The following is a 25964-nucleotide window of genomic DNA, read 5'->3' on the forward strand; positions in this document are numbered from 1 at the left end:
GGCAGAACGCCGCGAAATCGCCGACCGCCGAAACCGAGATCCGATCATTGCGGCTGCGATCACCAGGGTGGCGTTTGTCGTGGTCAGTCTGCTGCCCCTGTTGATTTGCTGGCTGTTACTGCAGCAGAAAGTTGAACCCGCAGACAAGAATGAGATCACAGAATTACTATTGGACGATTTGGTCTCATCTGAACCACGGCTGATGCCACCTGCGAAAACAGATCCAGCCAAACTCCGGTTAACGGATTTACTTCAATCTCCTGATAACTCATCTACAGAAAGGGAAACCTGAAATGTCACATATTGTCACCATCCAAACGGAGGTCCGCGACTCTGAGGCATTGGGCCTGGCCTGCCGCCGACTCGAACTGGGAGAACCCGTTCACGAAACCGTTCCCCTGTTTAGCGGAGAAGCCACCGGATACGCGGTCCGTCTCCCCGACTGGCGGTATCCAGTTGTGTTCGATGTCGAACAGGGCCAGGTTCGATTTGACAACTTTGAAGGTCGCTGGGGAGAGCCGGCTCAACTCAACAGACTGCTGCAATTTTACGGCGTGGAAAAATGCCGTCTGGAAGCGCGCCGGAAGGGTCATTCCGTCCACGAAAACCAGCTCAGCGACGGTTCCATTAAACTCACCATTCAGATCGGAGCAGACCATTGAAAACAATCAACATTATTTTTTCAACGGACGGTCAGTCCCGCATCGAAACCCGCGGCTTTACCGGCTCCCGGTGCAAAGACGCCAGCCGGTTTCTGGAAGCGGCTCTGGGAAAGGTCTCCTCAGAACTGCTGACCTCCGAATACCACCAGGCCGTTCAACATCAATCCAACCAATTAACACAGGAGAATTAGTTTTCGCAAATCAATACACGCAGGTCTTACCGGACCCGATTCCCGAAGATCCCCACCCGGTACGTATTCTAGTCGTCGTTGAAGGGGCACACGATATTGAATTTCTGACCCGCATCTCGACGCTCCTGCATACGGCACATCCCACACTGCCTGACCTGGCCGCGATGGAACGCGACAAGGAACTCATTTTCCTGCCCATTGGCGGCCACCCCCGGGCTTGGCTTAGTCGGCTGGCTCCGCTCCAAATTCCCGAATTTTATCTCTTAGACGGAGAGGCATCCCCTGAGAGGGAACAGCGGGAAGAGCTTGTTGCTCAGATTAATCGACGAATCCCTTGTCGTGCTGTGCTGACACGGAAACGGAGCTTGGAGAACTACCTGCATCCGCAAGCCATTCAGGCTGTTGCCGATTTCACTGTTGAATTCGGTGACCATGATTGTGTAGCGTCGGAAGTGGCGCAGCGGGTATTCGACAGTCGGCATGATGACTATAGCTGGAAACAACTGACTCGTCGAATCCGGGTCCGACTCAGAAACCGGGCCAAGCACTGGCTCAATACCAGCGCGGTCGAACAGATGACAATTTCCCTACTGCAGGAACGCGATCCTGACGGGGAAATCATTTCCTGGCTGGAAACGATCGGCCAGCTGGCGGGAACCGCTTAATACACTTCACACCTTCTTTTTACTTCAAACCATCAAGGAAACTCTTATGTTATTATCCGAAAGACTTGCGGAGAACGTACGCGCCTGCTTTACCGGGATCTGGATTCAGAGCCACGAACATGATGAGGCATTGCTGGAAATGTCTCGGCTCTGTCACAGCGAAGACTGGCGGCTATTCTCATGGGACATTGACCGGGGCCTGCAGGGAACGGAACTCGCGGAAGGCCGCGACACGTCGCTCCTCGATCCCCTGGCTGCCATTCACTGTCTGAGCAGTCAGGCCGATCCGGATCATCCCACGCTGCTGGTCCTTAAAAACTTCCATTGCTTCATCAATTCGCCGGAGATCATTCAGGCGCTGACACAACAGATCAATCTGGGTAAACAGGCACGGACATTTATTGTCATCCTTTCCAGCCTGGTCCAGATCCCTACAGAACTGGAAAAACTGTTTGTCTGCCTGGAACATGAACTTCCTGGTCGGGATCAGCTGCTGGAAATTGCCCGCAGTATCGCCACGGAAACAGGAGAATTGCCGGAGGGACCTGAACTGCAATGTGTCCTGGACGCTGCCTCGGGTCTGACCCGTTATGAAGCGGAAGGGGCCTTCAGTTTCTCCCTGGTGCGGCATGGACGCATCGAAGCCTCGGTCGTACTGGAGCTGAAATCCCAGACGCTACTGAAAAGCGGTCTGTTATCGTTGCACCAGGGATCGGAATCGTTTGCTGGGCTGGGCGGTCTGGAGTCTCTCAAAGCCTTTTGCTTGCGTGCACTCCGCCCCCGTTCCCAGGATGCACCGGTCATTCGTCCAAGAGGCGTGCTGTTACTGGGAGTTCCGGGAACCGGTAAAAGCGCATTTGCCAAAGCACTGGGAAAAGAGACGGGGCGTCCCACACTGACACTCGACGTGGGGGCTCTAATGGCTTCGCTTTTAGGTCAGACCGAGGAGCGAACTCGTAGAGCACTTCGGATCGTGGATGCGATGCAGCCGGCCGTCCTGTTCATTGATGAGGTCGAGAAAGGGCTGAGTGGCTCTGCCTCTTCTGGACAGTCAGACAGCGGCGTTTCGACACGCATGCTGGGTACGCTGCTGGGCTGGCTCAACGACCATACTTCGGACGTGTTTGTAGTTTGTACCGCCAACGACATTTCCAAACTGCCACCGGAGTTCGTGCGGGCCGAACGCTTTGATGCACTGTTCTTTCTCGATTTACCGGGAGATGACCAGAAGCAGGCCATCTGGAGGCTGTACCGTGAACTGTTTGGTCTTACGTCCGATCAACGTTTGCCGGACGACCGGCATTGGACCGGTTCGGAAATCCGGGCCTGCTGTCGTCTGGCGGCGCTGCTCGAAGTCCCTTTAATCAAGGCCGCTGAAAACGTGGTTCCCGTAGCTGTCACCGCCGCCGAATCGGTGGCCCGTCTCAGGCGTTGGGCCAGCAGACGCTGTCTGTCTGCAGAACAACCAGGCGTATTTAGCAATGACGAACGTTCTGGTTCGCGTTCACGCCGAAATCTCTCTCGTGATCCCCACAGAAACTAAACCACACTCTATTTAAGGAGCTAATATGACCATAACTGCTATCGAAGAAGTAAATACCCGCACCGATCCCATCGATCGGCTGCGATCAACGATGTGTGCTACGCGCATCAGTTTTGAATGGTTTGGTACGCGCAAGTCACTGACACGCGACCAGAAGACTCAGGCCGCTGAATCGTTTGGGGCAGAAGGGACCTTCCTGAGTGCGGGCAAGAAACTACTGGATACCGGACACCCCCGTTTCCGGGCCGTGAATGCGGTCCGTCAGCGGGTGCGCTCGTACTGGACTTCCATCAGCCTGCCCTTTCCGGAATCCGGAATACGGTTACTGCGGCAGGATGCTTTGACTGCATTTCAGGACCAGATGCACCAGTTCACGCAAGAACTCAACGAGGCTGTCTCACAGCTGGATGAACAATACCTGTCCCTGAAGTCAGCGGCCCGGGAACGCCTGGGGAGTCTCTTCAATGACGACGATTATCCCTTGACCCTGATAGGTCTGTTCGAAGTGTCCTGGGACTTTCCCAGCGTTGAACCACCGGATTATTTAAGGCAACTCAATCCGGAACTGTATGAGCAGGAGTGCCAGCGCGTGCAGTTACGCTTCGAAGAAGCAGTCAGGCTGGCGGAAGACGCCTTTCTGGGCGAACTGTCACAACTTGTGTCGCATCTGACGGATCGATTGAGTGGCCAGGCCGATGGCCGGCCCAAAGTATTTCGTGATTCCGCCATCGGGAACCTGCATGAGTTTTTTGAACGCTTCCGATCCCTGAATGTCCGTTCTAACGAGCAGCTGGATGTGCTGGTAGCCCAGTGCCAGGGAATCGTGCAGGGCATTCAGCCCCAGGAATTGCGAAAACGGGGTGAACTCCGTCAGCAGGTCGCATCAGAATTGTCTGGCGTCCAGGCAGCCCTGGATGGTCTGTTAATCGATCGACCACGGCGTCAGATTATTCGAACTCCCAAGTGAGGTAATCCACATGAAACTTTTGATCTCACCACTGGGGACGGTTCACTGCGTTTACTCAGAAGCCTTTAACCTGGCAACTCTCGGTCGACTGACCATTTCACGTGGCTCTTACGTCGAACCGAATGCAGCTGGTCAATGGCTGGTCGATCTGTCCCCCGTGAATGGGCCCCAGCTGGGCCCGTTTACGCAGCGGAGTGCTGCCCTGGAATCCGAAACGGACTGGCTGGAACAGCATTGGTTGTCGCCAGATACCGGTCCTTGAGAACTGACAACTTAATTTTATCACTGGTTTGCCCCGGTTCCGCAGGTTTGTTGCCCGCAGGACCGGTTTTTTTTGTTTAAACATTTTCGTTTTGAAGGAGACAACTGATGAGACAGGCAGATTTAAATCGGGCCGTGGCCCTGGCAACCGGCGAAAGCATGTCGACCGTAAAACGTCTGGGCTTCTTATTAGCGGAGCCCGAGGAAGTCATTGATCCCGAGGCAGAAGAGTCGGGCCCTTACATCATTGACTGGGATGAACTGGAAGCCAATCGACTAAATTCCGAGCGACAAGGGGCACGCCATGAACCAGTGGTGGGCTGATCTTCAAACGAGCGAATGCTGTCGAACTGTCCCAAAGATCCTCAGTGTACGATCAAAATCGCAGTCAGTCCTGCTGCAAACGCTGCACGCCGGACGCATCAAGGGACGACGGGGTGTGAAAAGCAATACACGCCGCAGGAAACGGCGTCGCAAACGACGGCTGCTCACATAAACAAACATTGTGTGTTTTTAAACATTTTCAAACAACAACTGGAAGGACTTTTATGAAACTTTTATTGATCAACAACGATGGCGGTGGGTTCGCTGATTATATCGATGTCCCCGCAGGAACCACGGTAGCACAACTTTTTGAGCAGAAGATGGGAGATGCGGAAGCCCGCGATTACCTGATTCGCGTGAATCGCCAGCCGTGCCCCCCGGACCAGCAGTTACAGGACGGGGACCGAATTTCGATCACTCCGACGAAGATTGAGGGGGCGCGGTCCTAGTTTTTGTATTTCCACGGACTGTCGGGGTCTCGTCCCCGGCAGTCCGCCCTGGAATCCATTTTTTGAAAGAGGAGACAATGAAGCATCCACGAAAACGACTCTGGCGGACTGCCAGTCGAATATATAACTGTCTGGTGTCTGAAGAACCCTCGTCGTTATATGAAATGCCATTCCAGACATGGTGGTACTGTGACCGGTTACTACGGAAACGCCAACAAGCACAACGCAGAGGCTGGGATTCGGCTGCACTAAAACTGGAACGACAACTGAAAACTGGTGTAACCCAGTTGATCCAGGAACTGACAACTTTACATGGTGAATTGTCGTCTGATACATCTCCGCAGCAGATTTCTTCCGTCAGGGAACTCTATGCAGAACTGCGGTCTTTAGAAGAAGAATTCGGTGAGCTGCAGCTGGATCTCCGTGCCCAGACCATCTCTGTCAGTACAGAACCGATTAAACTGGAAGGCGTCTATCTGGGCCCTTTTGAGATTCGTCTCAATTATGCAAATCTGAAAATGGATAACGGGTCCCCTTATCGCGTGTTCGCCACGGACCCGCATCCGGCGTTTACCAATGACTGTGTCACACATCCCCATATTCAATCTGATGTCGTCTGTGAAGGGGATGGACGGCAAGTCATACGCCGGTCGCTGGAACAGGGACGGCTGTTTGATTTTTTCACGATGGTGGCCAGCCTGTTACAAACTTATAACCGCGACAGTCCCTATGTGGCGCTCAGTGACTGGGACAGTGTTGAATGTACCGAGTGCGCCGATGTGATCGCAGCCAACCAGCAAACCCGCTGTGATAACTGTGAAATCACACTTTGCACGGGGTGTACTAAGGATTGTTCGGACTGCGATTGTCCGTTTTGCCATGAGTGTTTGTCGTACTGTGATGGCTGTCACGGCCACTGCTGTTCGTCCTGTCTGCAACAGTGCATACAGTGTCATGCTGACTGCTGCCAACGCTGTTTACTTGAAAATGAAAGGTGCTCTGATTGTGATGCGGAAGAAGAACTCGAAGAAACAGAGGAAGAATTACCGGAAACCCAGGCCTCATCAGCAAACCCGGTTACCGCAACTGCGGTTCAGTCCGACTGCCTGGGCGAAACTGTTGTACCTGCGTGATTACGGAGACACCGAAGTTGGTGGCTTTGGGATTACATCAGAGGAGGATCTGCTGCTGGTGCAGGACCTGCAGCTTGTGGAACAGACCTGCTCGGTGGCTCACGTGGCCTTCGACGATGAGGCGGTCGCGAATTTCTTTGACGACCAGGTGGACGCGGGCCTCCGTCCAGAACAGTTTGGTCGGATCTGGATTCATACGCATCCGGGAGATTGTCCCTTGCCCAGCCAGACCGATGAAAATACTTTTAACCGTGTGTTTGGTCGATCCGATTGGGCCGTGATGTTCATTCTGGCGCGGACAGGGCGAACATATGCTCGGTTAAAATTTAATGTGGGTCCGACGGCAGAATACGAAATCCCAGTAAAACGGGATTACTCTCAAACATTTGCCGGTAGTGATCCAGAACGTTGGGAGGATGAGTATTTAAGTCATGTGCATCCGCAACAGAACAGTCGCCTGTTCCAGTCTGCTTTTGATCAGACCGCAGATTTTGACTGGGATGAAGACTGGCTCTTTGCTGATTACGAATTGAAAGGAGAACAGATTTGAATACATTAAATGTGACTATCGATCGTTTCCAAAGACAAAGTGACCTGATCCCGGCGGAACGGCTTTCTCAGTTGACGGCAACCGTCATCGGAGTGGGGGCCATTGGTCGTCAGGTGGCGCTGCAACTGGCGGCGATTGGGACACCACGGATTCAGCTGATTGACTTTGATAGTGTGGAGTCGACCAATATCACGACTCAGGGATACCGAGCTCAGGATCTGGGGCAGCTTAAAGTAGACACGACAGCCAGAGCCATCCAGGAGCTTGACGATTCAATTCAGGTAACGGTGATTATGGATCGTTATCGAGTGTCCGTTCCTGTGGGTGAGGCTGTCTTCTGTTGTGTGGACTCGATATCAGCCCGTGCGGTGATCTGGCGATCCGTCAACAGAAAATGCGATTTCTGGACAGATGGAAGAATGCTGGGAGAAACAATTCGGATACTGACAGCAACTCAGCATCATGGAATGAAACAGTATGCGAAAACACTTTTCCCACAAAACGAGGCACAAACCGGAAGCTGTACATCACGCAGTACGATTTATGCAGCCAGCATTGCTGCAGGACTTATGGTTCATCAATTCACTCGCTGGCTGCGAACTATTCCTGTTGATTTTGATACGACCTTCAATCTTCTCGCTGGTGAAACATACTTAAAATGAAGTTTAAAATGGGCAGACATATTAGAGAAAAGCAAAAGAAATAACATGGGATAACGGGCCACCTGTAGTGGTGGCCCGTTATCCTTATTTTAGCTATCAGAGATCATGGATTTTCTAGTTCAGAGCAAATTTTCTGCTGATATTTGAAACAGTATCAGTTCGACTTATGGCTACAGAATCTTTTTTTTCTCAATCGAAACGCTAACGAATGTAGGACAGTCGAACTAGAAAGGAGATGAAATATTCTCTCGATTCTTGAAATCAATTTTGAGTAAAGGTCACGCTATTTATTAGTAGTATTAGAAATGGTGATCAGGTCGAATGAATTAGGAACATGCGTCTTCAGCAGGAATTGAACGCCGTGGACATTTGGGTTTATATTTCGAATACTGTTTTCTCTTGTTATTCTTCCTCAGAATAGTTGACACTCTTTTTAAATCGCCCACTATTTCTGGGAATCTTCACATTTTGAAACCGTGCCTATCTCGTAGTTTTAAATGCTGGTCAAGTGCCAATAGATCATTCGAAGTTCAGACTGTATTTTAATCACGATTACCTTAGATTTATAACGGCCCAACTGGTTCAGAGTTGAGAGCCTGTCATGATCGCGTAATGAATCAAGTTCTCTTGTGCCGCAGACGAAAACAGTTTCTCATATTGGTCGATGCCAGTTGCTTTAACCTTTTTTTACCGCAGTTAGTGCTCATGGACCGATACATCATGTTGCTCATTATTTCCATGTGAGTGGCCATCACGTATTTCCGGAGCAAGGATATTCGGGTTAACTCCCGCACCGTGATGGTAGACTATTAAACCACCGAGATAACCGGTTAGCATCAATAGCACAACTCCACACAATGCTACAGTCAATTGCAGCTTAGTGGCTGCTGTTGTTCGCCCTCGCCAGCTTACTGTCGATAGCCAAGTGAAGAGAATGAGCATCGCCAATCCAAATCCCAAATGCCAGTACATGAGTACGTGGCCTTGTTCGGTATGAGCTGGCACCGTAAAGTATGCCAATCCGCCTGCGGTGGAGGCGAGCCAACCCGAAACCATTCCGACCAGCAACATTCCTGCGGCCACTCGATGCTGTATCTCGTTCGCTCTCCACCACGCCCACAGTAAGAGTACAACGCCCCCCAGAAGAAATGCAATTGGAAAGTGGACCAGTGCAGGGTGCAATTCCCATGGTTTTGGGAGAATATTATCCATAATGTATTCAACTTTCCGAAGGGTTCATTTTGATCGATACTCATTACTTATATAATTGAGCTTGCCGCAAACGTAAAGCGTTGCCGATGACGGAAACTGAGCTAAGACTCATTGCAGCTGCAGCGATCATAGGATTCAACAGAGCCCCCATTCCAAGAAACGGAACCAGTACTCCACTGGCAACGGGCACGCCAAGAATATTGTAGATAAATGCGAAGAATAAGTTTTGGCGGATATTGCGCATAGTACTGCGACTCAATCGGACAGCTTTAACAATGCCACGTAGGTCTCCTTTCACTAACGTCACACCGGCACTTTCGATGGCCACGTCCGTGCCTGTCCCCATCGCAATACCTACGTCAGCTTCAGCAAGTGCTGGTGCGTCATTAATACCATCGCCAGCCATCGCCACTTTACTACCTTTTGTCTTCAGTGCTCGTACTCTCGCGTTTTTGTCTTGTGGACTAATGCCTGCTTCCACTTCGTCGATGCCAAGATTCTTGGCCACTGCCAGGGCAGTACGCTTGTTGTCACCGGTGAGCACAATAATTCGTAAGCCCAAATCGTGTAGTTCTTGCACAGCGTCGGGGGTTGACGCTTTGATAGGATCAGAGACGGCCAGTAGTCCGGCGAATTGCCCATTAACAGCAACGAACATCACTGTATGACCATCGTGCTGCAGCGTTTCAGCACGTTCTCGCATTGTCTCAATGTTACGAACTCTTTGATCGACAAGAAAGTCAAGTTTACCAATCAAAACGCTCTTTCCTTTAACCGTTCCTGATACTCCACCCCCGGTTGTGGAATCAAACTCATCAACTGCTGCCAAGTCAATTCCTTTTTCCCTGGCAGCATCGATGATGGCACGGCCTAGTGGATGTTCGCTGTTTCGTTCGACCGCTGACGCATATTCCAATAGCTCCTTCTCTGAAATGGACTCTGTAGGAATGCATTCAGTGAGTTTGGGCCGTCCCTCCGTCAGTGTACCTGTTTTATCAACGACAATCGTATCCACCTGCTCCAGGACTTCTAAGACTACGGCGTCTTTGATCAGTACACCTTCCTGTGCTCCACGACCGATGCCAACCATGATTGACATCGGCGTGGCTAGGCCCAACGCACAAGGACAAGCGATAATGAGCACTGCGACAGCATTGATCAAAGCGAAACCAAGCCGTGGTTCTTCTGGAGATAACCATGCCCAAACAACAAATGTAACTATGGCGATTAAGACTACTGCGGGCACGAACCAGCTTGCTACCACGTCAACGATACGTTGTATTGGTGCACGGCTGCGTTGAGCGTCAGCAACCATCCGCACAATTTGTGACAATACAGTACCCTCACCTACATGTTTTGCTCGCATTTGGAACGAACCAGTCTGATTCACCGTGCCGCCCATCACTAGATCGCCCGTCTGCTTCGAGACCGGAACTGGTTCACCGGTTAACATTGATTCGTCAATCGAACTCTTGCCGGAAATGATTTCTCCATCAACGGGTATTTTTTCGCCAGGAACTACTTTGAGAATATCGCTCTCGCGAACTTCTTCTAATGGAAGCTCCTGCTCTTGCCCGTTAACGACAACACGGGCCGTTGGTGGTGCTAGTGATAAAAGTTCACGAACTGCGTTGCCAGTTCGACGACGGGCACGTAATTCAAGCACTTGTCCCAATAATACCAAGGCAATGATTACGGCAGCAGCTTCAAAATATACAGCAACGTGACCATTTTCTTTGAAAGAATCTGGAATCATTCCGGGCACCAGCACCGCGGCTGTGCTATATAAATATGCCGCACCAACACCAAGCGAGACCAATGTGAACATGTTTAAGTTCCAATTGACTAAGGACCGCCAACCACGTTTAAAGAACGGCCAGCCAGCCCAGAGTACAATCGGTGAACTCAGCGCAAATTGAACCCAAGACGAAACAAACGGTGAAAATTCCAGTGCCTTATCGAGCATTGGCAACATCGCCAACAGCAGTACCGGTATCCCCAAAACTACAGCGACCCAGAATCGTTGTGTCATGCTCCTAAGTTGGGTGTCGTCATCTTCCTCAAGCGCGGTTACATACTTCGGTTCCAGTTCCATCCCACACTTTGGACATGTACCTGGTTCATTCTGCTCAACTTCCGGGTGCATCGGGCACGTATAAACTGTTCGAGACTCTGCAAGTTCTGGTTTGACTAATTCTAAGGCCATTCCACACTTTGGGCACTCGCCGGGTTTATCACTGCCGATTCCTGCACACATTGGGCAGAAATATTTGTGGGACTTTGCAGCTACTGCATGTTTTGTTGTGGCGTTTTTACCTCCCAGCTCTGATTCAGGATTACAATTTCCATGGCTTTTACCAGCACCGGTCTTCATGCTGGAATGCTGATTGTCTGGAGTCAGTAGAGCAGCCAAAGTCTGTTGCCTTTGGAATTTCTCTTTACAATTCTTACTGCAGAAATAGAATGTTGCTCCACCGAACTCACAATTTAACCCTGTTGCTTCTTCAACTTGCATCCCGCAAATTGGATCAATCGCCATATAACACGTTCCTGCTAGTTCATGTCGTTGTGATGTGTAAAGAGAGGGGCGCACATTCCCGGCTTCTTCGATATTGGATGCAACCTACTCGTGCTTTCTTCATGTCAAATGACATTATTTTGAGGTTCTCACTACTTTTTTTTCGATTCTCAATATAGTCATGGTATGGGGGGATAGGTTGTTTTCTATTCTATATTTAAATCGCAACCAGAATTATTCTATGAGTACGTTATCTGACGAACAGATTGCTTTATCTTGATGCTGAACACAGCATACGTCTTTATCATGGAGAATAATTCACAAGCTCAACGATTAAATCCCTGAACTCTTTTCATCAACAAAATTAGCGATTCAATCTGGAGTGTTCCAGACTTTTATTTGAATAAAGAAAGATTTGATTTCCCCATTCATCAGGATATTCTTTGACCTTCGAGAACGCTCCAAAACTAATGATTGAGTCATGATAAACTGGGTTGTTGTATATAATTAGTATTTCTTTATCGCTTCCTCGGGCAGACTCATCTATCTTGCAAATCACTTCTGACATAATATCAGCCGGAAATGGGTTATAGAAATAAAACATATTATAGTGGCCATAATTCTGAAATGCCGTTGCATCGCAACTAAACACATGACATCTATTCGCCCTTAGTTTTTTGAAATTATTTATTGCTATTGCAGCGATCTGTTCTGACAACTCAATTCCAGCAATTTCTGCAAAGGGAAACTTTAGCATTGATCGCATTGCGCTACCTTTTCCGGAGCCAATATCGATAATAGAGTCAGCGTTTGTAACACTAATATCTTTTAGTAATTGTATTAAATATTTATTTCCAGAAGGAGAAGACCGATACACAACATGAGGGTCATATCCAATTTCTTCAGGTTGTATTACAGTTAAAAAATCAACTCCTTTGAATCGTTCTAACATTAGTTTTGTTTTACGCGAAAACGTTTTGATAGTTAATTTTCGACACAATCTTGATATAGCTGCTTTCATGCTTTTCTCTAACTGAATATGTTTGGAACATCTAACTAGAAATAGAAACCCCTCGACTGCAAAGCAATTTTGCAGTCGAGGGGTTAGATGCAGAACCATTCCAGATTATTCATTGGAATTTGAAGATAAATTCAAAAGATAGTTCGTATTTCAAATAGATTTCGGTGACTTTCGCTAACTCAAAATGACAGTGAGACTTAAAAGTGTTCGACTTGCTATCAATTCCACTCAGGGTTTGCAGGAATTGAAAAAAGTATCTTTTCATGAATCCTTTTCGAGAATTTTGAGAGTGAGAAGTCTAAGGGACAGTGCTAACCCTTTCTTGGTAGAAGCTATTCACTTCGGCACTGACTAAGCTAACCCGTTTAGTGACCTAACCGAAAATCTAGATGCGGTGTCATAATCTGGACTGCACCGCGGTGACTATAGGATGGGTAATTGTAATAGCCGCGGTCGATGTGGCTTTGCCGGAAGGAACCGTGTCCATACTCACGTGCAGAATACCCGTGGTTGACATAACCGTGTTGGAGACGCTGCCTGTAAGTCGAGTGACCATATCCGGACGAAAGGTATCCGTGCCCCGACAAGGTGTGGCCAAGATATCCATGTACATAAGAGTTATCTGCTGCCTTTGCCGGATTGGTCGTGAATGCTGTCAAGGCAGCGAGAATACCGAGAAACAGTGCGAAACGTATCATAATAGGATCTCCTTTTCATTTCGTGAGTATGATTACCTCAATAGCTTTAAGGCTTTTCTTTGTTTGTTGATGACTCGACACAAAAGGCATTATTTATGCCAACCATTAAAATTAAGACATAACAAACTGTCACACGGTGTTTTATAACAAACAAAGCTAAGCTCTCGTTGTCAATGTGTTGTTGTCATGACGACGGCACGTTGAGTCAAAACGATCACGCATCCTCCTCGAACCACTGTGCGTTCACCAAATTCGGAAACTGGTATTGCTCAAATTTGCTGTTAATGAAGGCAATCCCAGCTGATCAAATCCGGAATTAATTTCGGGGCAACGTCCCTCACTGCCTGCGCTTCCGCTACGGACAGTAGAAGATTTGCCACCCAACAAAGTCACTGGTGACGAATTCCTCGCAAATGCTGAAGTCAATCGAGCAATTGAATACGGCGGTGTTTTGCTTCAACTTACCCAACATCTTCGACAAGGACTCGTTGAATGGCTGGCCAAGGTTCGTGAACTGCGTGACGACCATTAGAGACTCCGAATTGAGTGAGTTCTGCCGACTTTATTAGTTCAAATGTGGCAGTCTCCTCTATTCACACGCTGAATCAGCTGCATCACAAACCAACGTGGAGCGCGATCAACTCGTACTTAAATGCTCTCGACATGGTAGATTTGGCGTTTTTCTTCTTCGGGATGAGAAAAGAATATTATCGTAACCATCATTGGACATGATGTTTAGATGCCACCATCATTCTATTCTACAGAAAACCGTTACAATCGATATATTGCAATAACACAATAGTACAGATCCCGCCGATAACTATACGTTAAGGGAATCGCGCGTGAAGAATTTGCGCGGCTAGTTCTAGACTTCGGGGGGCCGTGGTGAATTCAAAGAATCTAATTTCTATCTTACTGGCAATCGTATTAATTAGTGGATGTGCAACCAGCACGAAAAGGGATGTTGCTAATCAAATAGGTAAAAAACCTGTACCAGCAGAAAATGAAACTTCGCAAGTCATTGTGCGCGATGATGCGGAAGCAGAATATGATGCAACCTCGGAGACTGAAACACGACTCGTATCGCATCAAGAGTCAATTGAGTTACCAGTAGAGAAATACGATCCACTTCTTCTCCCCATGCCGGGTGATGTTTTAGCAAGCCAAAGTACTGCGATATCACTGGATGAGCTAGAAGCTTTGGCACAAGCCAATAATCCGACGCTGGTCCAGGCGGCAGCGCAAGTCGAAGCATCACGAGGCGCAGCCTATCAGGCGGGACTCTACCCAAACCCGGTTGTAGGGTATGCCAGCGATCAAATTGGCATCAATGGCACGGCTGGTGAATTACAGGGGGCATTCGTCTCACAGGAATTTGTCACAGGTGGTAAGCTGAAGCTCAGTCGCGCGAAATGGACAAAGCAGGTCGCTGTTGCGGAAACCATCTTGTCGGCCCAGTACACGCGTGTCTTGAATGACGTGCGGATTCATTTCTACCGGACACTGGCAGCGCAGCAGTTACTCGCAGTCCAAGGTAAACTTCTGGAGAATGCGAAAGATAATTTACAAACACATAAAGAGATGCTTAATCTAGGACAGACGAATCAGTCCGGCCTGTTGCAGGCGGAAGTCGACTTGCATCGCGCACAATTGAAACAGCAGGCGGCTGAGAACGACTTGGAACAGGAGTGGCGAAATCTGGTGGCGATGGTGGGTACTCCTGAATTACAATGTACAACTCTTAGAGGGAGGCTTGAGCCTCCTCAGGAATTTTATGACTGGAATTCGGCGCTCAATCAGTTATTAGAAAGCAGTCCTGAAATCGTTGCTGCCTGGGAACGTGTGCAACATGACGAAATAACCGTAGAACGTGAACGCGTCCAACCGATACCTAATATCCTGGTCGATGTCAATTTCGGTCATAATTTCGAGACCGATAACTCAGTAGCAGGGGTCACCGTCGGGTTACCTATTCCTATCTTCGACAAAAACCAAGGCACCGTGGATCAGGCCTTAGCCGATCTCAACCGATCTCGGGCGGATGTGAAACGGTTGGAATTATCATTGATGAGCAGACTTTCAACAGAATTTAGAAATTATCAGACCGCGTGTCAGCATGTAGAAACTTACAGAGATGAAATGTTACCTAAGGGTAAGCAAGCCTACGATCTGTTACATCATAGTTATAAGGAGCGGCGCGCTCCCTGGCCTGATGTGTTGATGGCACAGCAGATCTATCTCAATTTGCAGGCAGACTATATCATGAGTCAATTAAAGTATCATGAAAGTGAGATTGCCATTAGCGGTATGCTATTGACAGGTGGACTGGCCGAGCCTCCTGCGCCAGTGGGTGGCGGACATATCAATGCCGTTCCCAAACCCCGGTAATCGTAAGAGACGATGAACAACGATCATTTAGCAAAACGAAATAAAACAAAATGAAAGGCCTATCAATGGGTACTCAAAATGACCGCAGGGACTTTCTAAAGCAGGGTGCGGCAGCCACGGCCGGATTGTTTGCTGCGGGGACCGCTATGGGGCAGTCATCGGAAAGCGGAGCTTCTTCCGATAAATATCAAGGTCAGGGAGGCACATATCCTCGTATGCATCCAGGCACTGGTGGCCCAGTTGGTAGTCCGACTGACCGAGGGAAACTCGTGCCCGGATTGCGAAAAGCGGGGGAGCCACCAGTCAATGTGATTGCACCTGATTTGAAAACATTGAGCGGGAAAATTGTAAATGGTGCGCGCGAGTTCCATTTGCAGGCGACCCCCACCCGTAGAGAAGTGCTCCCGGGGATCTGGATGGACGCGTATGGATTTAACGGCCAGTTTCCCGGTCCTGTATTAGAAATGTATCAAGGAGAACGAGTACGTATTGTTTTTCGCAATGATTTGCCAGAGCCGACGACTCTGCATTCACATGGCTTGGAACTCCCCATTAGCATGGACGGAATACCTGCCGTTACACAAGACTTGATTCAACCGGGCAAGACCTTTGTCTATGAATATGACGTGCATCAGGAAGGTAGTTTTTTCTTACATCCGCATGTGGCGATGCAGGAAGCCATCGGAATGGTGGTGCCTTTCATTGTTCATCCCAAAGTGGCTTTTGAACCTGCCGTGGATCGTGACTTCGTGTTAATGACTCAGCAGTTTTCGATGTTACCCAACGCGCACATTCCCAATACGATCTCCATGGACTGGAACTTTCTTACAATCAACGGGCGGTGTGGCCCTTACACGACACCACTGGTTTGTAAGTTAGGCGAACGGGTCCGCATTCGATTTCTAAACTTCAGTACGCTGCATCAGCATCCAATGCATTTGCACGGGCACACTTTTTGGGTGACAGGAACCGAGGGGGGCCGCATTCCGGAAACAGCGTGGATTCCGGGAAATACGGTGATCGTGGGGGTAGCGCAATCGCGGGATGTAGAGTTCGTGGCTAATAATCCCGGAGATTGGGTACTCCATTGTCACATGTTTCACCACATGATGAACCATATGGTATCTCAAGTCGGGCCCATCATTCGCCAGAAAAAGAACGATCCGGGTTTCGAGGTTCCTGGCTATCCACAAATCATGAAGGGGATGTCGGATATGAAAATGGAAGGTAAGCACGCTGGCAAGATGCAGATGGAAAAGGCGAATGACTATAGCATGCCGATGACAATGGAAGACATGAAAAAATTAACCGATCGTCGCGAAACTCAGGGGATGCGCGAAGGTTGGTATAAAGGTGTCAAAGGGCTATTTACTGTGATGCGAGTACTGCCACCGGATCTATACGATAAGTTGATGACAACCGACGATCCCATCCCGCCGAATTCGAGTACGCCGTTGAATCCACATCATGCCTAACATCCAATATAGCACTGATGTGATCCTTTTTTGAAATACGAGTTACCTGTTTGCCAAATTCATTAAAATGTGTGATAGGCATCTACATTGTGATTCACACAAATACGCACATTCATTCAAGTCGTGTTGCAGACTTTGTCGACGCACAATGACTGGAATCGATAGCGTTGACGTTATACTCAATCACGAATTAACCAATCTGTAAACCAATAAGTCTCAGACAGTCGCAATGCAGAATTGTATGACCTGCGTAAAAACATTCGCACAGCAATACGTCATTGATACGTAATTTCATTCAGTCCTTGCAACCAACAAATGGGCTGATTCCGAAACGTCATCAACTTGCTCTTTCATCCAGATACGAACGACTTGTATTGCAATCTCCGTTTTGAATCTCCGATTACTCGACCTTGAGACAGTTCTAATCTTCACTGGGGCCTATCCACTGTTCTGTCAGAGTCGGTGGAAAATCGCTCAAAGTGATTGCTGGCCGACCAGATCCATGCCGGAACTGATCTCCTATCTGGCTTAGGGCCGGAAAATCGTAGTTCTGGAGACTGGCACAATAGATCTGCATAGTGGCACGCGGATTGCTTTTGAAAGTGAAGTTATGTGTACTCTGCTCCAAAACAGAGCAGTACAGAAATCAATGAAAGTGGAGAAGTCGAACTCAATACCACAATCAACTTCACCACACAATACTCCAAAGCCGTAGATGCGGCGTTAACGGGTCACAGCATGGAACATTCCGACGAGAACTCATCCGAGTATAAAGAGAACAGTCTGACTTTGACTGGTGCTGTTGCGATGGGCACGGGCGTGATGATCGGTGCCGGTATTTTTGCCCTGACCGGACAAGTTGCTGAGCTAGCGAAACAATGGTTCCCGCTCGCATTTCTGGCAGCAGCAATCGTGGCATCTTTCAGTGCTTATTCTTATGTAAAAATGGCACACGCCTATCCATCCGCGGGTGGCATCGCCATGTTTCTTGAGAAGGCTTACGGTAAAACAGCGCTAACAGGTGCATTTGCGCTGCTGATGTACTTTTCCATGATCATCAATGAGAGCCTGGTCGCGAAGACCTTTGGTACGTACACACTGCAACTCTTCAACGTCGGCGAAAATGAATGGTTAGTGGTCGCTCTCGGAGTCGGTTTGCTTGCATTCACTTTTTTCGTGAATATCTTGAGTAACGAATTCATAGAAAAGCTATCCTTTTTCACTGCATTTATCAAAATTGGCGGGATTGCTCTCTTTGCAATCGGGGGATTGTGGGCTTCCGGTTTTTCATTCGAAAATACTTCGTCTAATCAAACCGGTGCGGGACCGGGAGAGTTTCTCGGAGCTGTGGCGCTCGCAATTCTGGCCTACAAAGGCTTTACTACGATTACAAATAGCGGTGGCGAACTTAAAAATCCTCATAAAAATGTAGGACGAGCCATCATCATCTCGATTGCCCTCTGTCTGGTTCTATATATGCTTGTGACGCTGGCTGTGGGAGGAAGTCTGACGGTCGATGAAATCATTAAAGCGAAAGACTATTCTCTTGCAGAAGCTGCTCGGCCTGCTTTTGGAGATTATGGTGTATGGTTTACTGTATTGTTTGCGATTGTCGCCACCGTTTCCGGTGTGATTGCCAGCGTCTTTGCGGTTTCTCGTATGCTGGCTATGCTCACAGACATGAAGTTAGTACCGCACTCACATTTTGGAATGCCAGGTAGCATCCAAAAACACACATTGGTGTATACCGTTGTCATGGCGATGTTATTAACGGTTTTTTTTGATTTAAGTCGTATCGCCTCGCTCGGTGCCATCTTTTATCTCATCATGGATATCGCCATCCATTGGGGAGTATTTTATCACCTCCGCAAAGAGGTGAAGGCCAGTAGTCTTGTCTTAATCACGGCAATGATATTGGACGTTGTCATTTTAGGAGCGTTTCTGGTAGTTAAAGCCCAGGCGGATATGCTGGTAATCTATGTTTCTCTTGCCGGTTTAATCTTAATTTTCCTGGGTGAGTGGCTATTTCTTCACAAAAACCAAACAGGCGACTAACGACGCCATGCGCAGCCGAAAAGCTTGATAATTTCCAGCATTTCTCCTGGTTTGTTCTCTACATAGAAATTACCCCTTGACTCCGTACCATAGTACGGAGTTTATAATGTTTCCAGGAGATGCATATGAGCAAGTTGACAATAGGACGAGTCGCACAGTCATCGGGAGTTGGTGTTGAGACGGTGCGTTTTTATGAAAGAAAGGGGCTGATCGAACAGCCGATAGCACAGTCCTCTTATCGGGAGTATCCGCCGGAGGTCATAGAACGAATCCAGTTTATCAAACGAGCACAGGAGCTTGGGTTCACTCTCGCAGAAGTTGGACAGTTGCTGGGTTTTGCAGACCAGCCTTCTACATCAAAGAAAGAGGTCAAGCAGCTGGCCGGCCGTAAATTGATTGAAATTAGACATAAAATAGAAGATCTGCAACGTCTCGAATCAACCCTGGCTTCGCTGCATAAGAAGTGCAGTGGCCATGGTACTCTATCAGGCTGCCCTATTATCGAATCAATTATCTCCCCTGATAAAAAAACTGTCACACATAGAATGCGGAGAATTAAAAATGACTATAGTTAAGCAAGTAGATCAACTTCAAGAGGTGACTGTTTCCACAAACATGAAGTGTAATTCCTGCTTAGAAAAATTACGGCCAGTCCTGGATCAGAACTCTGAGATTGTTGAGTGGGAAGCAGACCTGTCAAATGAACTCAAAACTGTAACAGCAAAAATGCACGGCACTACCCCTCGTGAGAAACTAGTCGAGGCTGTGAAGGGAGCTGGATTCGAAGCAAAGATAACTGAAAATCAGGAGGACACTAAGGGTATTACCGAAGAACGGCAGAGTCATTTAACCAATGAGAAACAGGGGTTAAAAATCAGCACTTATAAGCCCTTGCTTCTCGTTATCTTTTACGTCTGTGGTGCGGCAGTGATTTTGACAGCTGCACAAGAAGCGGGATGGGTTTGGGAAAACTTCATGCGTTTCTTTATGGGTTTCTTCTTTTTAGGTTTTGCCTTCTTTAAGCTGCTTGATGTAAGTAAGTTTGCCGACGCCTTCGCGACTTATGATATTGTGGCAAAACGGTCACGTCTCTACGCGTTGCTATACCCGTTTCTTGAATTTTCGCTTGGGATGGCATTTATAATGGGTTGGTTACCGGCTTTAGTAAATACTGTCACACTTGTCGTGATGGGAGTCGGATTAATTGGCGTCATTAAAGCTGTAAGAAAACGCCAGGTGATTCAATGCGCCTGTCTGGGAACAGTGTTTAATCTGCCAATGTCTGCGGTTACCATCATCGAAAATAGTACGATGATCCTCATGGCTCTTTTTATGCTTTTTAGAGATTTGTAAAATGAAAGTTCAGACTGTAGTTAGCGATGATCGAAGTTTTTGTCGGGATCACAGTTAAGCAGAAAATTAATCCCCTCTATCTATTCCCAACAAGAATTTGGCTAAAATGCCATATACCGCCGTAACTTAAATCAACTTTGTGCTCTTGGTTTTGCTGCGAGATTTTCAACCTATGAGATCATCTTCCGTTCCCTAGCAAGATATTCAGACTGCTTACGACAGTTGTATATTATTGATTGACGGAATGAGTTTTTTACATATGTCTCATTTCTCCTAAAAGTGAAAGTTTCGGTGAAGTACTGAGGTCGGTATGGCATCAAAAGGATATGGAACGCGGTTAAATAGCGATCAACGCGGTTAAACAGTGATCGCTATTTAACCTGTGAATATCTCCATTTATTACAGTTCATTAGCTACGAGGAGAATGTCATGTTGCTCAAATCACTTTCTGCTAGCATACTTGTCCTTGGTCTGCTGAGTCCGCCTCCCTCGTCTGGGTTACCGGAATCATTGATCCAGCCAGTGTCGAATACAGCTCAAGTTGAAGTCCAGACCGAAGAAACGGCCAGCCCAATCTGTTGTTTAAAGCGTGCCTACTGCTGCAGCATTCGCAGAAGCTGCTGCCGTGGAAGGTAGGCTATATCAAGCGACAGGTAGTCAATGACCGTATTCGAGGGATTATGTTTTCAAGAGAGGAAACTCAGTGAATATTTCGGTATCTCCAATGCGACGGCTAGCCACTTGTGGCCGGTATCGACAAGAAACGACACAGGGTTGCTCAAGTATGCTTAAAGAGAAAACTGAAATGAACCATGATTCTAATCAGTTCGATACGACGCATTCGCTGGACGAGTCGTCTAACTCGTCAAATTGCTGCCTCGCCACCATTGCGAGGCAGCGATTGCATTCAAGTAGGTATGCCTTGCTCAAATTAGTTCAGTGCGAGCAAAAAAACGGCGTTATTGTAATTCGAGGGACTGTTTCGAGCTATTTTCTGAAGCAAATCGCTCAGGAACAGCTTCGTTCGATACAGGGTATGACTCATATTGTCAACGAGCTTGTAGTGCAGAAGGAGTTATAGCAACAGTCTGCATTCATGATAATACGGTAAAACAGTCTTTCTACCGGGTGAATTGATAGATGAATAAAATAAATCGACCAGCTGTTGCTTACTTTTCGATGGAGATTGCGCTTCACCCAGACATACCGACATACAGTGGCGGTCTTGGAATGCTGGCAGGCGATACGCTCCGAGCCGCTGCTGATCTCGGCATCTCAATGATCGCCGTTACGCTGATGCATCGCCAGGGGTACTTTTCACAGAGCTTAGATGCGTCCGGGTGGCAGCATGAAGATCCAATTCCATGGAATATTGAGCGATATTGTCACGAGCTACCAATACGAACCGACGTGACCATCGAAGGTCGTTACGTGCAACTGCGCGCCTGGAAGTACGAGGTGACCGGATGCGGCAGACATGTGATTCCGGTTCTCTTGCTGGATACTGATTTGGATGAAAACTCGGACTGGGATCGTACCTTGACTAACAATCTTTATGGTGGCGACAGTCATTACCGACTTTGCCAAGAAGTCGTGCTGGGAGTAGGTGGCGTACGTGTGTTACGTGCGCTCGGCTACAATGATGTCGCACGTTTTCATATGAACGAAGGGCACGCGGCCCTGCTGGGGCTTGAATTACTTGATGAAAGCGCAAAATCGTCTGATCGTAGCCCTTTAACACCGAAGATGTGCAAACGGTTCGCCGTAGCTGCATTTTCACGACTCATACTCCGGTTCCTGCGGGGCATGACAGGTTCCCAATTGATCAAGTCCAGCGTACGCTTTCTCGATCTGATCTCTTTGATAATCACGAAGTGTTTTGCTGTGCCGGCGAATTGAACATGACCTATCTTGCACTCAATCTCAGCCATTATGTCAACGGCGTCGCGAAGAAGCACGGCGAGGTTTCAAGAAAACTGCTTGTGCCACGTGACACTGACCATCACTACACGATCGACCATATCACTAATGGAATCCATTTAGAAACGTGGGCCGCACCTTCATTCGCAAAGCTTTTTGATCGCTTTCTGCCAGGTTGGCGCGCAGACAATGCCAGCCTTCGTGGTGCGCTGTCGATTCCGGCTACTGAATTTTGGGAGGCGCATCAAACAGCCAAGCAGGATCTCATTGATGAGATCAATGTACGTACAGAAGCCTCTTTCGATGCCGAAATCTTCACGCTCGGTTTTGCGCGTCGTGCTACGGCCTACAAAAGAGCGAATTTGTTGCTGCAGAATCGGGTTCGACTGAAGAGTTTAGCGGAGCAGGCAGGGAATTTGCAAATTGTTTTTGCTGGGAAAGCCCACCCACAAGATGAGCAGGGTAAGCAATTGATTCAAGAGATCGTCCGGCTGAAGGACACGATGCTTCCCGAAGTGAAGATTGTATACATGGAAAATTATGATTGGGACTTGGCACGGTTCATCACCTCTGGCGTCGACGTCTGGCTCAATACGCCACAGCCACCGTTGGAAGCTTCGGGTACCAGTGGTATGAAAGCAGCCCTGAATGGTGTCCCAAGCCTAAGTATACTTGACGGATGGTGGCTTGAGGATCGTATTGAAGACGTAACTGGTTGGGCTATTGGTGATGCCAAATCCTCAGATATGGGAGAGGCCGATTGCTCCGATCAAGATGCAGAATTACTTTATGAAAAGCTCCAAAATATCGTGTTACCGCGGTATTATGAACAAAGAGACTCTTGGTTGAGAATTATGTCTCATGCGATTGCATTGAATGCATCCTACTTCAACACACAGCGAATGATACAGCAATACGTCTTGAAGGCTTACTACGAGTAGAAATTATCTGGACTATCCATGGTTGATTGCCAGCTTAACCTTATTGTGTATCAATTTTTATGGGTTGAGTTGGGTGAAGAATCGGTGTCAGAGAAGTATCAACGCTGGAATCAGAAATTGTTACTAACACGAATCTGAAAGGAAATAGTCATGACAAAAACTGGTACTTTGATCCAAACGATTCTAGTTTTCACCAAAACTCGTCGACGTATTTTAGTCTCCGTTTTGATACTAACTTTCATATTTGCGATAACGCAAGTTCCGTTTGCCATGTCACTAGATACAGCACCTTCCACTGGGAGTGTCGATGTTCGATACTTCCAAAAGAAGTTGGAACTTGCTAAGCATGACTTGCAGAGGGCGGTGAAAGCCAATCAACGAGTTCCTAATCTGACTTCAAAGCTGATGATGATTCGGTTGCAGAATCAGGTCGACTATACGGAAACGCTGCTCAAACGCGCAATGACTAAAACAGACCATGACTTGCATACTACCCATCTTCAAAACGTGAAGAATGATGTGACACTTGCAGAACAGCAATTGGTGTGGGCCAAAGACGTCAACCAACGCCAAGCCGGACTTGTAAGTGATGACGAGGTACAACGTCTGCAACTTTCGGTAGACCTCGCTCGATTGGCTTTGGAGCGAGCAAAGCAACCCAAGATCAAAGCGGATCCTCTACATCACCTGCAGTGGCAAATTGATCGTTTGCGATCAGAACTGCTTAATCTTCAAGTTGAATTCGAGCGAGTTCGGTAGGGACACTAAAAAAGGATTGCCAATGTTACACAGCACTATTCAAGCAATCTGCCGACATTGCGGAACTTCAGTCGTGAATGTTTTTGACTCAAGTGCCTCAATTAGGGGGCCGGAATGGGAAACGTCTGAAGGAACACCCTCTCCCCTTGGCGTTACATGGTTAGAGTCAGAGCAGGCATATAACTTTGCAATTGATACTGTTAACGCCTCAAAAGTTACTCTGCTGTTGTACCTAGGAAATGAATTACGTGTTCCATGTTACTCACTTCAGCTTGATCCATTCAAAAACAAGTCTGGACCAGTCTGGCATTGTCGCGTGCCCATCTCAGAAGCTGGCGATGCGGTATACTATGCATACCAAATTGACGGACCGGCGGCCAAAGTGACCGACACATGGCATGCGTTTGATCCCGAGAAGGTATTGCTCGATCCCTACGCACGAAGCGTCTTCTTCCCGGCGAAATTCAAGCGTGATGCGGCCAGGCTTCCCGGACCCAATGGAGGTTCTGCACCGCTGGGCCGTCTTGACGTTTGCCGATGTCCGTTTGATTGGGGAAATGAACAACGGCTACGTCATGGAACCGATTTAGTGATCTATGAAATGCATGTTCGTGGCTTCACACAACATCCAAGCTCCGGCATAACTGATGACGCTCGGGGAACCTTTGCAGGAGTCATCGAGAAAATCCCCTATCTTAAAGAGCTTGGGATAACCGCCATCGAATTGATGCCGGTTTTTCAATTCGACCCATCAGATGAAAACTATTGGGGCTACATGCCCCTGAATTTCTTCTCACCTCACCATGAATATTCAACGAACCAATCTTCATGCGAGCAGCACAGCCAGTTTCGTGAGATGGTCCGTGAGTTACATAAGGCTGGAATTGAAGTGATTCTGGATGTGGTCTATAACCATACTTGCGAGGGAGACGATCAAGGACCAACTTACAGTTATCGCGGAATTGACAACGCAACTTACTATATTGCATCGGCTAACTTGAAATCACCCTATGCAAATTTTAGTGGCACAGGCAATACTTTAAACACATCATCTCCTACGGTCCGTCGTTTGATCGTGGATAGCTTGCGCTATTGGGCAAAGGAGATGCATGTCGATGGTTTTCGATTTGATCTGGCCTCAGTATTTTCACGAACATCGGATGGAAGTATCGATTTAAGTCAACCACCTCTTTTTGACCAGATCGCCGGCGATCCGGATTTAGCCAACGTTCGCTTAATCGCTGAACCATGGGATGCTTCGGGTTTGTATCAACTTGGCGCATCCTTTCCAGGGCGTACCTGGATGCAGTGGAATGCTCGGTTTCGTGATACAGTGCAGCAGTTTATACGAGGAGATTGTGGACTGGTTCCCGATCTGATGACGCGTTTATATGGAAGTAGCGACTTATTTCCTGATGATACAGTCCATGCATTTCGTCCCTTTCAAAGTGTGAACTATGTTGCATCGCATGATGGTTTTACGATGTATGACCTCGTTTCGTATAATCATAAACACAACCATGTAAACAGCCAAAACAATCACGATGGGCCGAACGAGTTTAGCTGGAATAGCGGCTGGGAAGGCGTTGAACAAGTGCCTCAAGAGGTCGTCAACTTACGCAAACGACAGACCAAAAACTTTTGCTGTTTGCTCATGCTGGCGAATGGCAGCCCCATGTTTCGTATGGGTGATGAGTTTATGCAAACGCAAAGTGGTAACAACAATCCTTACAATCAAGATAACGAAATAAGTTGGCTCGATTGGCGGCGATTTGAAGAAAACCAAGAGGTGTTCTGCTTTTTCAAACGAATGATTGCGTTCCGTAAATCGCATTCTTTGCTTGGACGCTCCACCTTTTGGCGTGACGATATTCAATGGTTTGGCGCAGAACTACCAGAAGTCAATATGTCAGCTGATTCTCAAGTCCTGGCTTATTGCTTACGTGGTACGTCCACTAATGACCGTGATCTTTATGTGATGATCAACGGCTCAACTAAGCCACGGTTATTTTCTATTCACGCAGAAACAGAGAGTGTCTGGAACCGTGTTATTGACACTTCACTCCCCTGTCCGATTGATATTGTGGATCCCGAGGCAGAAATCCCTTTTGAAAAGGATTCTTATCGGGTCAATCAGCGTAGCATTGTTGTGTTAGCACAATCGACTGTGGCGATATCATCAAACTCCGTGCAAATTTTGTAACAACATTTATCTGT

General features: G+C 47.8%; 22 protein-coding genes and 1 pseudogene. 20 read left to right on the forward strand and 3 right to left on the reverse strand.

The window, feature by feature from the left end; all coding sequences use genetic code 11:
* The 12 genes and pseudogenes from ACN0YN_RS28010 to ACN0YN_RS28065 all read left to right on the forward strand — a co-directional run.
* Positions 1–292 (forward strand): annotated as a pseudogene (locus tag ACN0YN_RS28010) (hypothetical protein); the annotation flags it as partial.
* Between the two features lies 1 nt (position 293).
* Positions 294–662: a DUF1257 domain-containing protein gene (locus tag ACN0YN_RS28015; protein ID WP_145187073.1), complete on the forward strand. Its 369-nt coding sequence runs from the start codon at positions 294–296 to the stop codon at positions 660–662.
* Entirely contained in the window at positions 659–853 is a 195-nt protein-coding gene (locus ACN0YN_RS28020) for a DUF2997 domain-containing protein (protein ID WP_145187075.1), read from the forward strand. Before ACN0YN_RS28015 ends, ACN0YN_RS28020 begins: the two co-directional genes overlap by 4 nt.
* A gap of 365 nt (positions 854–1218) precedes the next feature.
* The gene (locus ACN0YN_RS28025) at positions 1219–1518 is read left to right on the forward strand and encodes a hypothetical protein (protein WP_197996659.1); all 300 of its coding nucleotides are present in this window, start codon (positions 1219–1221) and stop codon (positions 1516–1518) included.
* Between the two features lie 46 nt (positions 1519–1564).
* Entirely contained in the window at positions 1565–3061 is a 1497-nt protein-coding gene (locus ACN0YN_RS28030; protein WP_155366744.1) for an AAA family ATPase, read from the forward strand.
* A gap of 25 nt (positions 3062–3086) precedes the next feature.
* Positions 3087–4028, forward strand: a complete 942-nt coding sequence (locus ACN0YN_RS28035) for a hypothetical protein (RefSeq protein WP_145187078.1) — start codon at positions 3087–3089, stop codon at positions 4026–4028.
* A 10-nt stretch (positions 4029–4038) separates the two neighbouring features.
* Complete coding sequence (locus ACN0YN_RS28040; protein ID WP_145187080.1) at positions 4039–4290, forward strand: hypothetical protein; 252 nt, start codon at positions 4039–4041, stop codon at positions 4288–4290.
* A gap of 107 nt (positions 4291–4397) precedes the next feature.
* The gene (locus tag ACN0YN_RS28045) at positions 4398–4613 is read left to right on the forward strand and encodes a hypothetical protein (RefSeq protein WP_145187082.1); all 216 of its coding nucleotides are present in this window, start codon (positions 4398–4400) and stop codon (positions 4611–4613) included.
* 224 nt (positions 4614–4837) lie between these two features.
* Positions 4838–5062, forward strand: a complete 225-nt coding sequence (locus tag ACN0YN_RS28050) for a MoaD/ThiS family protein (RefSeq protein WP_145187084.1) — start codon at positions 4838–4840, stop codon at positions 5060–5062.
* 77 nt (positions 5063–5139) lie between these two features.
* The gene (locus tag ACN0YN_RS28055) at positions 5140–6195 is read left to right on the forward strand and encodes a hypothetical protein (RefSeq protein ID WP_417388255.1); all 1056 of its coding nucleotides are present in this window, start codon (positions 5140–5142) and stop codon (positions 6193–6195) included.
* Positions 6182–6745 carry a hypothetical protein gene (locus tag ACN0YN_RS28060; RefSeq protein ID WP_194242560.1) on the forward strand — a complete coding sequence of 188 codons (564 nt, stop codon included), beginning with the start codon at positions 6182–6184 and terminating at the stop codon, positions 6743–6745. The genes ACN0YN_RS28055 and ACN0YN_RS28060 overlap by 14 nt, the downstream gene beginning before the upstream one ends.
* Positions 6742–7407 carry a HesA/MoeB/ThiF family protein gene (locus ACN0YN_RS28065; RefSeq protein WP_145187090.1) on the forward strand — a complete coding sequence of 222 codons (666 nt, stop codon included), beginning with the start codon at positions 6742–6744 and terminating at the stop codon, positions 7405–7407. The genes ACN0YN_RS28060 and ACN0YN_RS28065 overlap by 4 nt, the downstream gene beginning before the upstream one ends.
* A gap of 696 nt (positions 7408–8103) precedes the next feature.
* Here ACN0YN_RS28065 and ACN0YN_RS28070 read toward each other — a convergent pair.
* The 3 genes from ACN0YN_RS28070 to ACN0YN_RS28080 form a co-directional block, all read right to left on the reverse strand.
* Positions 8104–8619: a DUF2231 domain-containing protein gene (locus ACN0YN_RS28070; RefSeq protein ID WP_145187096.1), complete on the reverse strand. Its 516-nt coding sequence runs from the start codon at positions 8617–8619 to the stop codon at positions 8104–8106.
* Positions 8620–8662: 43 nt separating this feature from the next.
* Positions 8663–11158, reverse strand: a complete 2496-nt coding sequence (locus ACN0YN_RS28075) for a heavy metal translocating P-type ATPase (protein ID WP_145187099.1) — start codon at positions 11156–11158, stop codon at positions 8663–8665.
* A gap of 343 nt (positions 11159–11501) precedes the next feature.
* Positions 11502–12158 (reverse strand): class I SAM-dependent methyltransferase, encoded by a 657-nt coding sequence (locus ACN0YN_RS28080; RefSeq protein ID WP_194242559.1) that lies wholly within the window; start codon positions 12156–12158, stop codon positions 11502–11504.
* 1583 nt (positions 12159–13741) lie between these two features.
* On the opposite strand from ACN0YN_RS28080, the gene ACN0YN_RS28085 reads away from it, so the two are divergent.
* The 8 genes from ACN0YN_RS28085 (at position 13742) to ACN0YN_RS28120 (ending at position 25950) form a co-directional block, all read left to right on the forward strand.
* On the forward strand, positions 13742–15244 hold the full coding sequence (locus ACN0YN_RS28085; RefSeq protein WP_145187104.1) for a TolC family protein: 1503 nt from the start codon (positions 13742–13744) through the stop codon (positions 15242–15244).
* Between the two features lie 65 nt (positions 15245–15309).
* Positions 15310–16719, forward strand: coding sequence for a multicopper oxidase family protein (locus ACN0YN_RS28090; protein ID WP_145187107.1), 1410 nt, complete (start codon positions 15310–15312; stop codon positions 16717–16719).
* Positions 16720–17457: 738 nt separating this feature from the next.
* Entirely contained in the window at positions 17458–18774 is a 1317-nt protein-coding gene (locus tag ACN0YN_RS28095) for an APC family permease (RefSeq protein WP_145193830.1), read from the forward strand.
* 125 nt (positions 18775–18899) lie between these two features.
* Positions 18900–19349, forward strand: a complete 450-nt coding sequence (locus ACN0YN_RS28100; RefSeq protein WP_194242558.1) for a MerR family DNA-binding protein — start codon at positions 18900–18902, stop codon at positions 19347–19349.
* Positions 19336–20127, forward strand: coding sequence for a heavy-metal-associated domain-containing protein (locus tag ACN0YN_RS28105; protein ID WP_145187112.1), 792 nt, complete (start codon positions 19336–19338; stop codon positions 20125–20127). The genes ACN0YN_RS28100 and ACN0YN_RS28105 overlap by 14 nt, the downstream gene beginning before the upstream one ends.
* Positions 20128–21875: 1748 nt before the next feature.
* Entirely contained in the window at positions 21876–22988 is a 1113-nt protein-coding gene (gene glgP, locus ACN0YN_RS28110; RefSeq protein WP_197996660.1) for an alpha-glucan family phosphorylase, read from the forward strand.
* Positions 22989–23138: 150 nt separating this feature from the next.
* On the forward strand, positions 23139–23747 hold the full coding sequence (locus ACN0YN_RS28115) for a hypothetical protein (RefSeq protein ID WP_145187118.1): 609 nt from the start codon (positions 23139–23141) through the stop codon (positions 23745–23747).
* A gap of 100 nt (positions 23748–23847) precedes the next feature.
* Entirely contained in the window at positions 23848–25950 is a 2103-nt protein-coding gene (locus ACN0YN_RS28120) for a glycogen debranching protein (protein WP_145193831.1), read from the forward strand.
* The last annotated feature ends 14 nt before the right edge of the window (positions 25951–25964 follow it).

The organism is Gimesia sp., assembly GCF_048260065.1.
Lineage (GTDB): Bacteria > Planctomycetota > Planctomycetia > Planctomycetales > Planctomycetaceae > Gimesia.

Bases quoted from the DNA above. Each gene is read 5' to 3' on its own strand.
- ACN0YN_RS28100 (WP_194242558.1), top strand. From the start codon at position 18,900: ATGAGCAAGTTGACAATAGGACGAGTCGCACAGTCATCGGGAGTTGGT.
- ACN0YN_RS28045 (WP_145187082.1), top strand. From the start codon at position 4,398: ATGAGACAGGCAGATTTAAATCGGGCCGTGGCCCTGGCAACCGGCGAA.
- ACN0YN_RS28115 (WP_145187118.1), top strand. From the start codon at position 23,139: ATGACAAAAACTGGTACTTTGATCCAAACGATTCTAGTTTTCACCAAA.
- ACN0YN_RS28070 (WP_145187096.1), bottom strand. From the start codon at position 8,619: ATGGATAATATTCTCCCAAAACCATGGGAATTGCACCCTGCACTGGTC.
- ACN0YN_RS28105 (WP_145187112.1), top strand. From the start codon at position 19,336: ATGACTATAGTTAAGCAAGTAGATCAACTTCAAGAGGTGACTGTTTCC.
- ACN0YN_RS28035 (WP_145187078.1), top strand. From the start codon at position 3,087: ATGACCATAACTGCTATCGAAGAAGTAAATACCCGCACCGATCCCATC.
- ACN0YN_RS28075 (WP_145187099.1), bottom strand. From the start codon at position 11,158: ATGGCGATTGATCCAATTTGCGGGATGCAAGTTGAAGAAGCAACAGGG.
- ACN0YN_RS28080 (WP_194242559.1), bottom strand. From the start codon at position 12,158: ATGAAAGCAGCTATATCAAGATTGTGTCGAAAATTAACTATCAAAACG.
- ACN0YN_RS28055 (WP_417388255.1), top strand. From the start codon at position 5,140: ATGAAGCATCCACGAAAACGACTCTGGCGGACTGCCAGTCGAATATAT.
- ACN0YN_RS28095 (WP_145193830.1), top strand. From the start codon at position 17,458: ATGGAACATTCCGACGAGAACTCATCCGAGTATAAAGAGAACAGTCTG.
- ACN0YN_RS28030 (WP_155366744.1), top strand. From the start codon at position 1,565: ATGTTATTATCCGAAAGACTTGCGGAGAACGTACGCGCCTGCTTTACC.
- ACN0YN_RS28090 (WP_145187107.1), top strand. From the start codon at position 15,310: ATGGGTACTCAAAATGACCGCAGGGACTTTCTAAAGCAGGGTGCGGCA.
- ACN0YN_RS28040 (WP_145187080.1), top strand. From the start codon at position 4,039: ATGAAACTTTTGATCTCACCACTGGGGACGGTTCACTGCGTTTACTCA.
- ACN0YN_RS28015 (WP_145187073.1), top strand. From the start codon at position 294: ATGTCACATATTGTCACCATCCAAACGGAGGTCCGCGACTCTGAGGCA.
- ACN0YN_RS28050 (WP_145187084.1), top strand. From the start codon at position 4,838: ATGAAACTTTTATTGATCAACAACGATGGCGGTGGGTTCGCTGATTAT.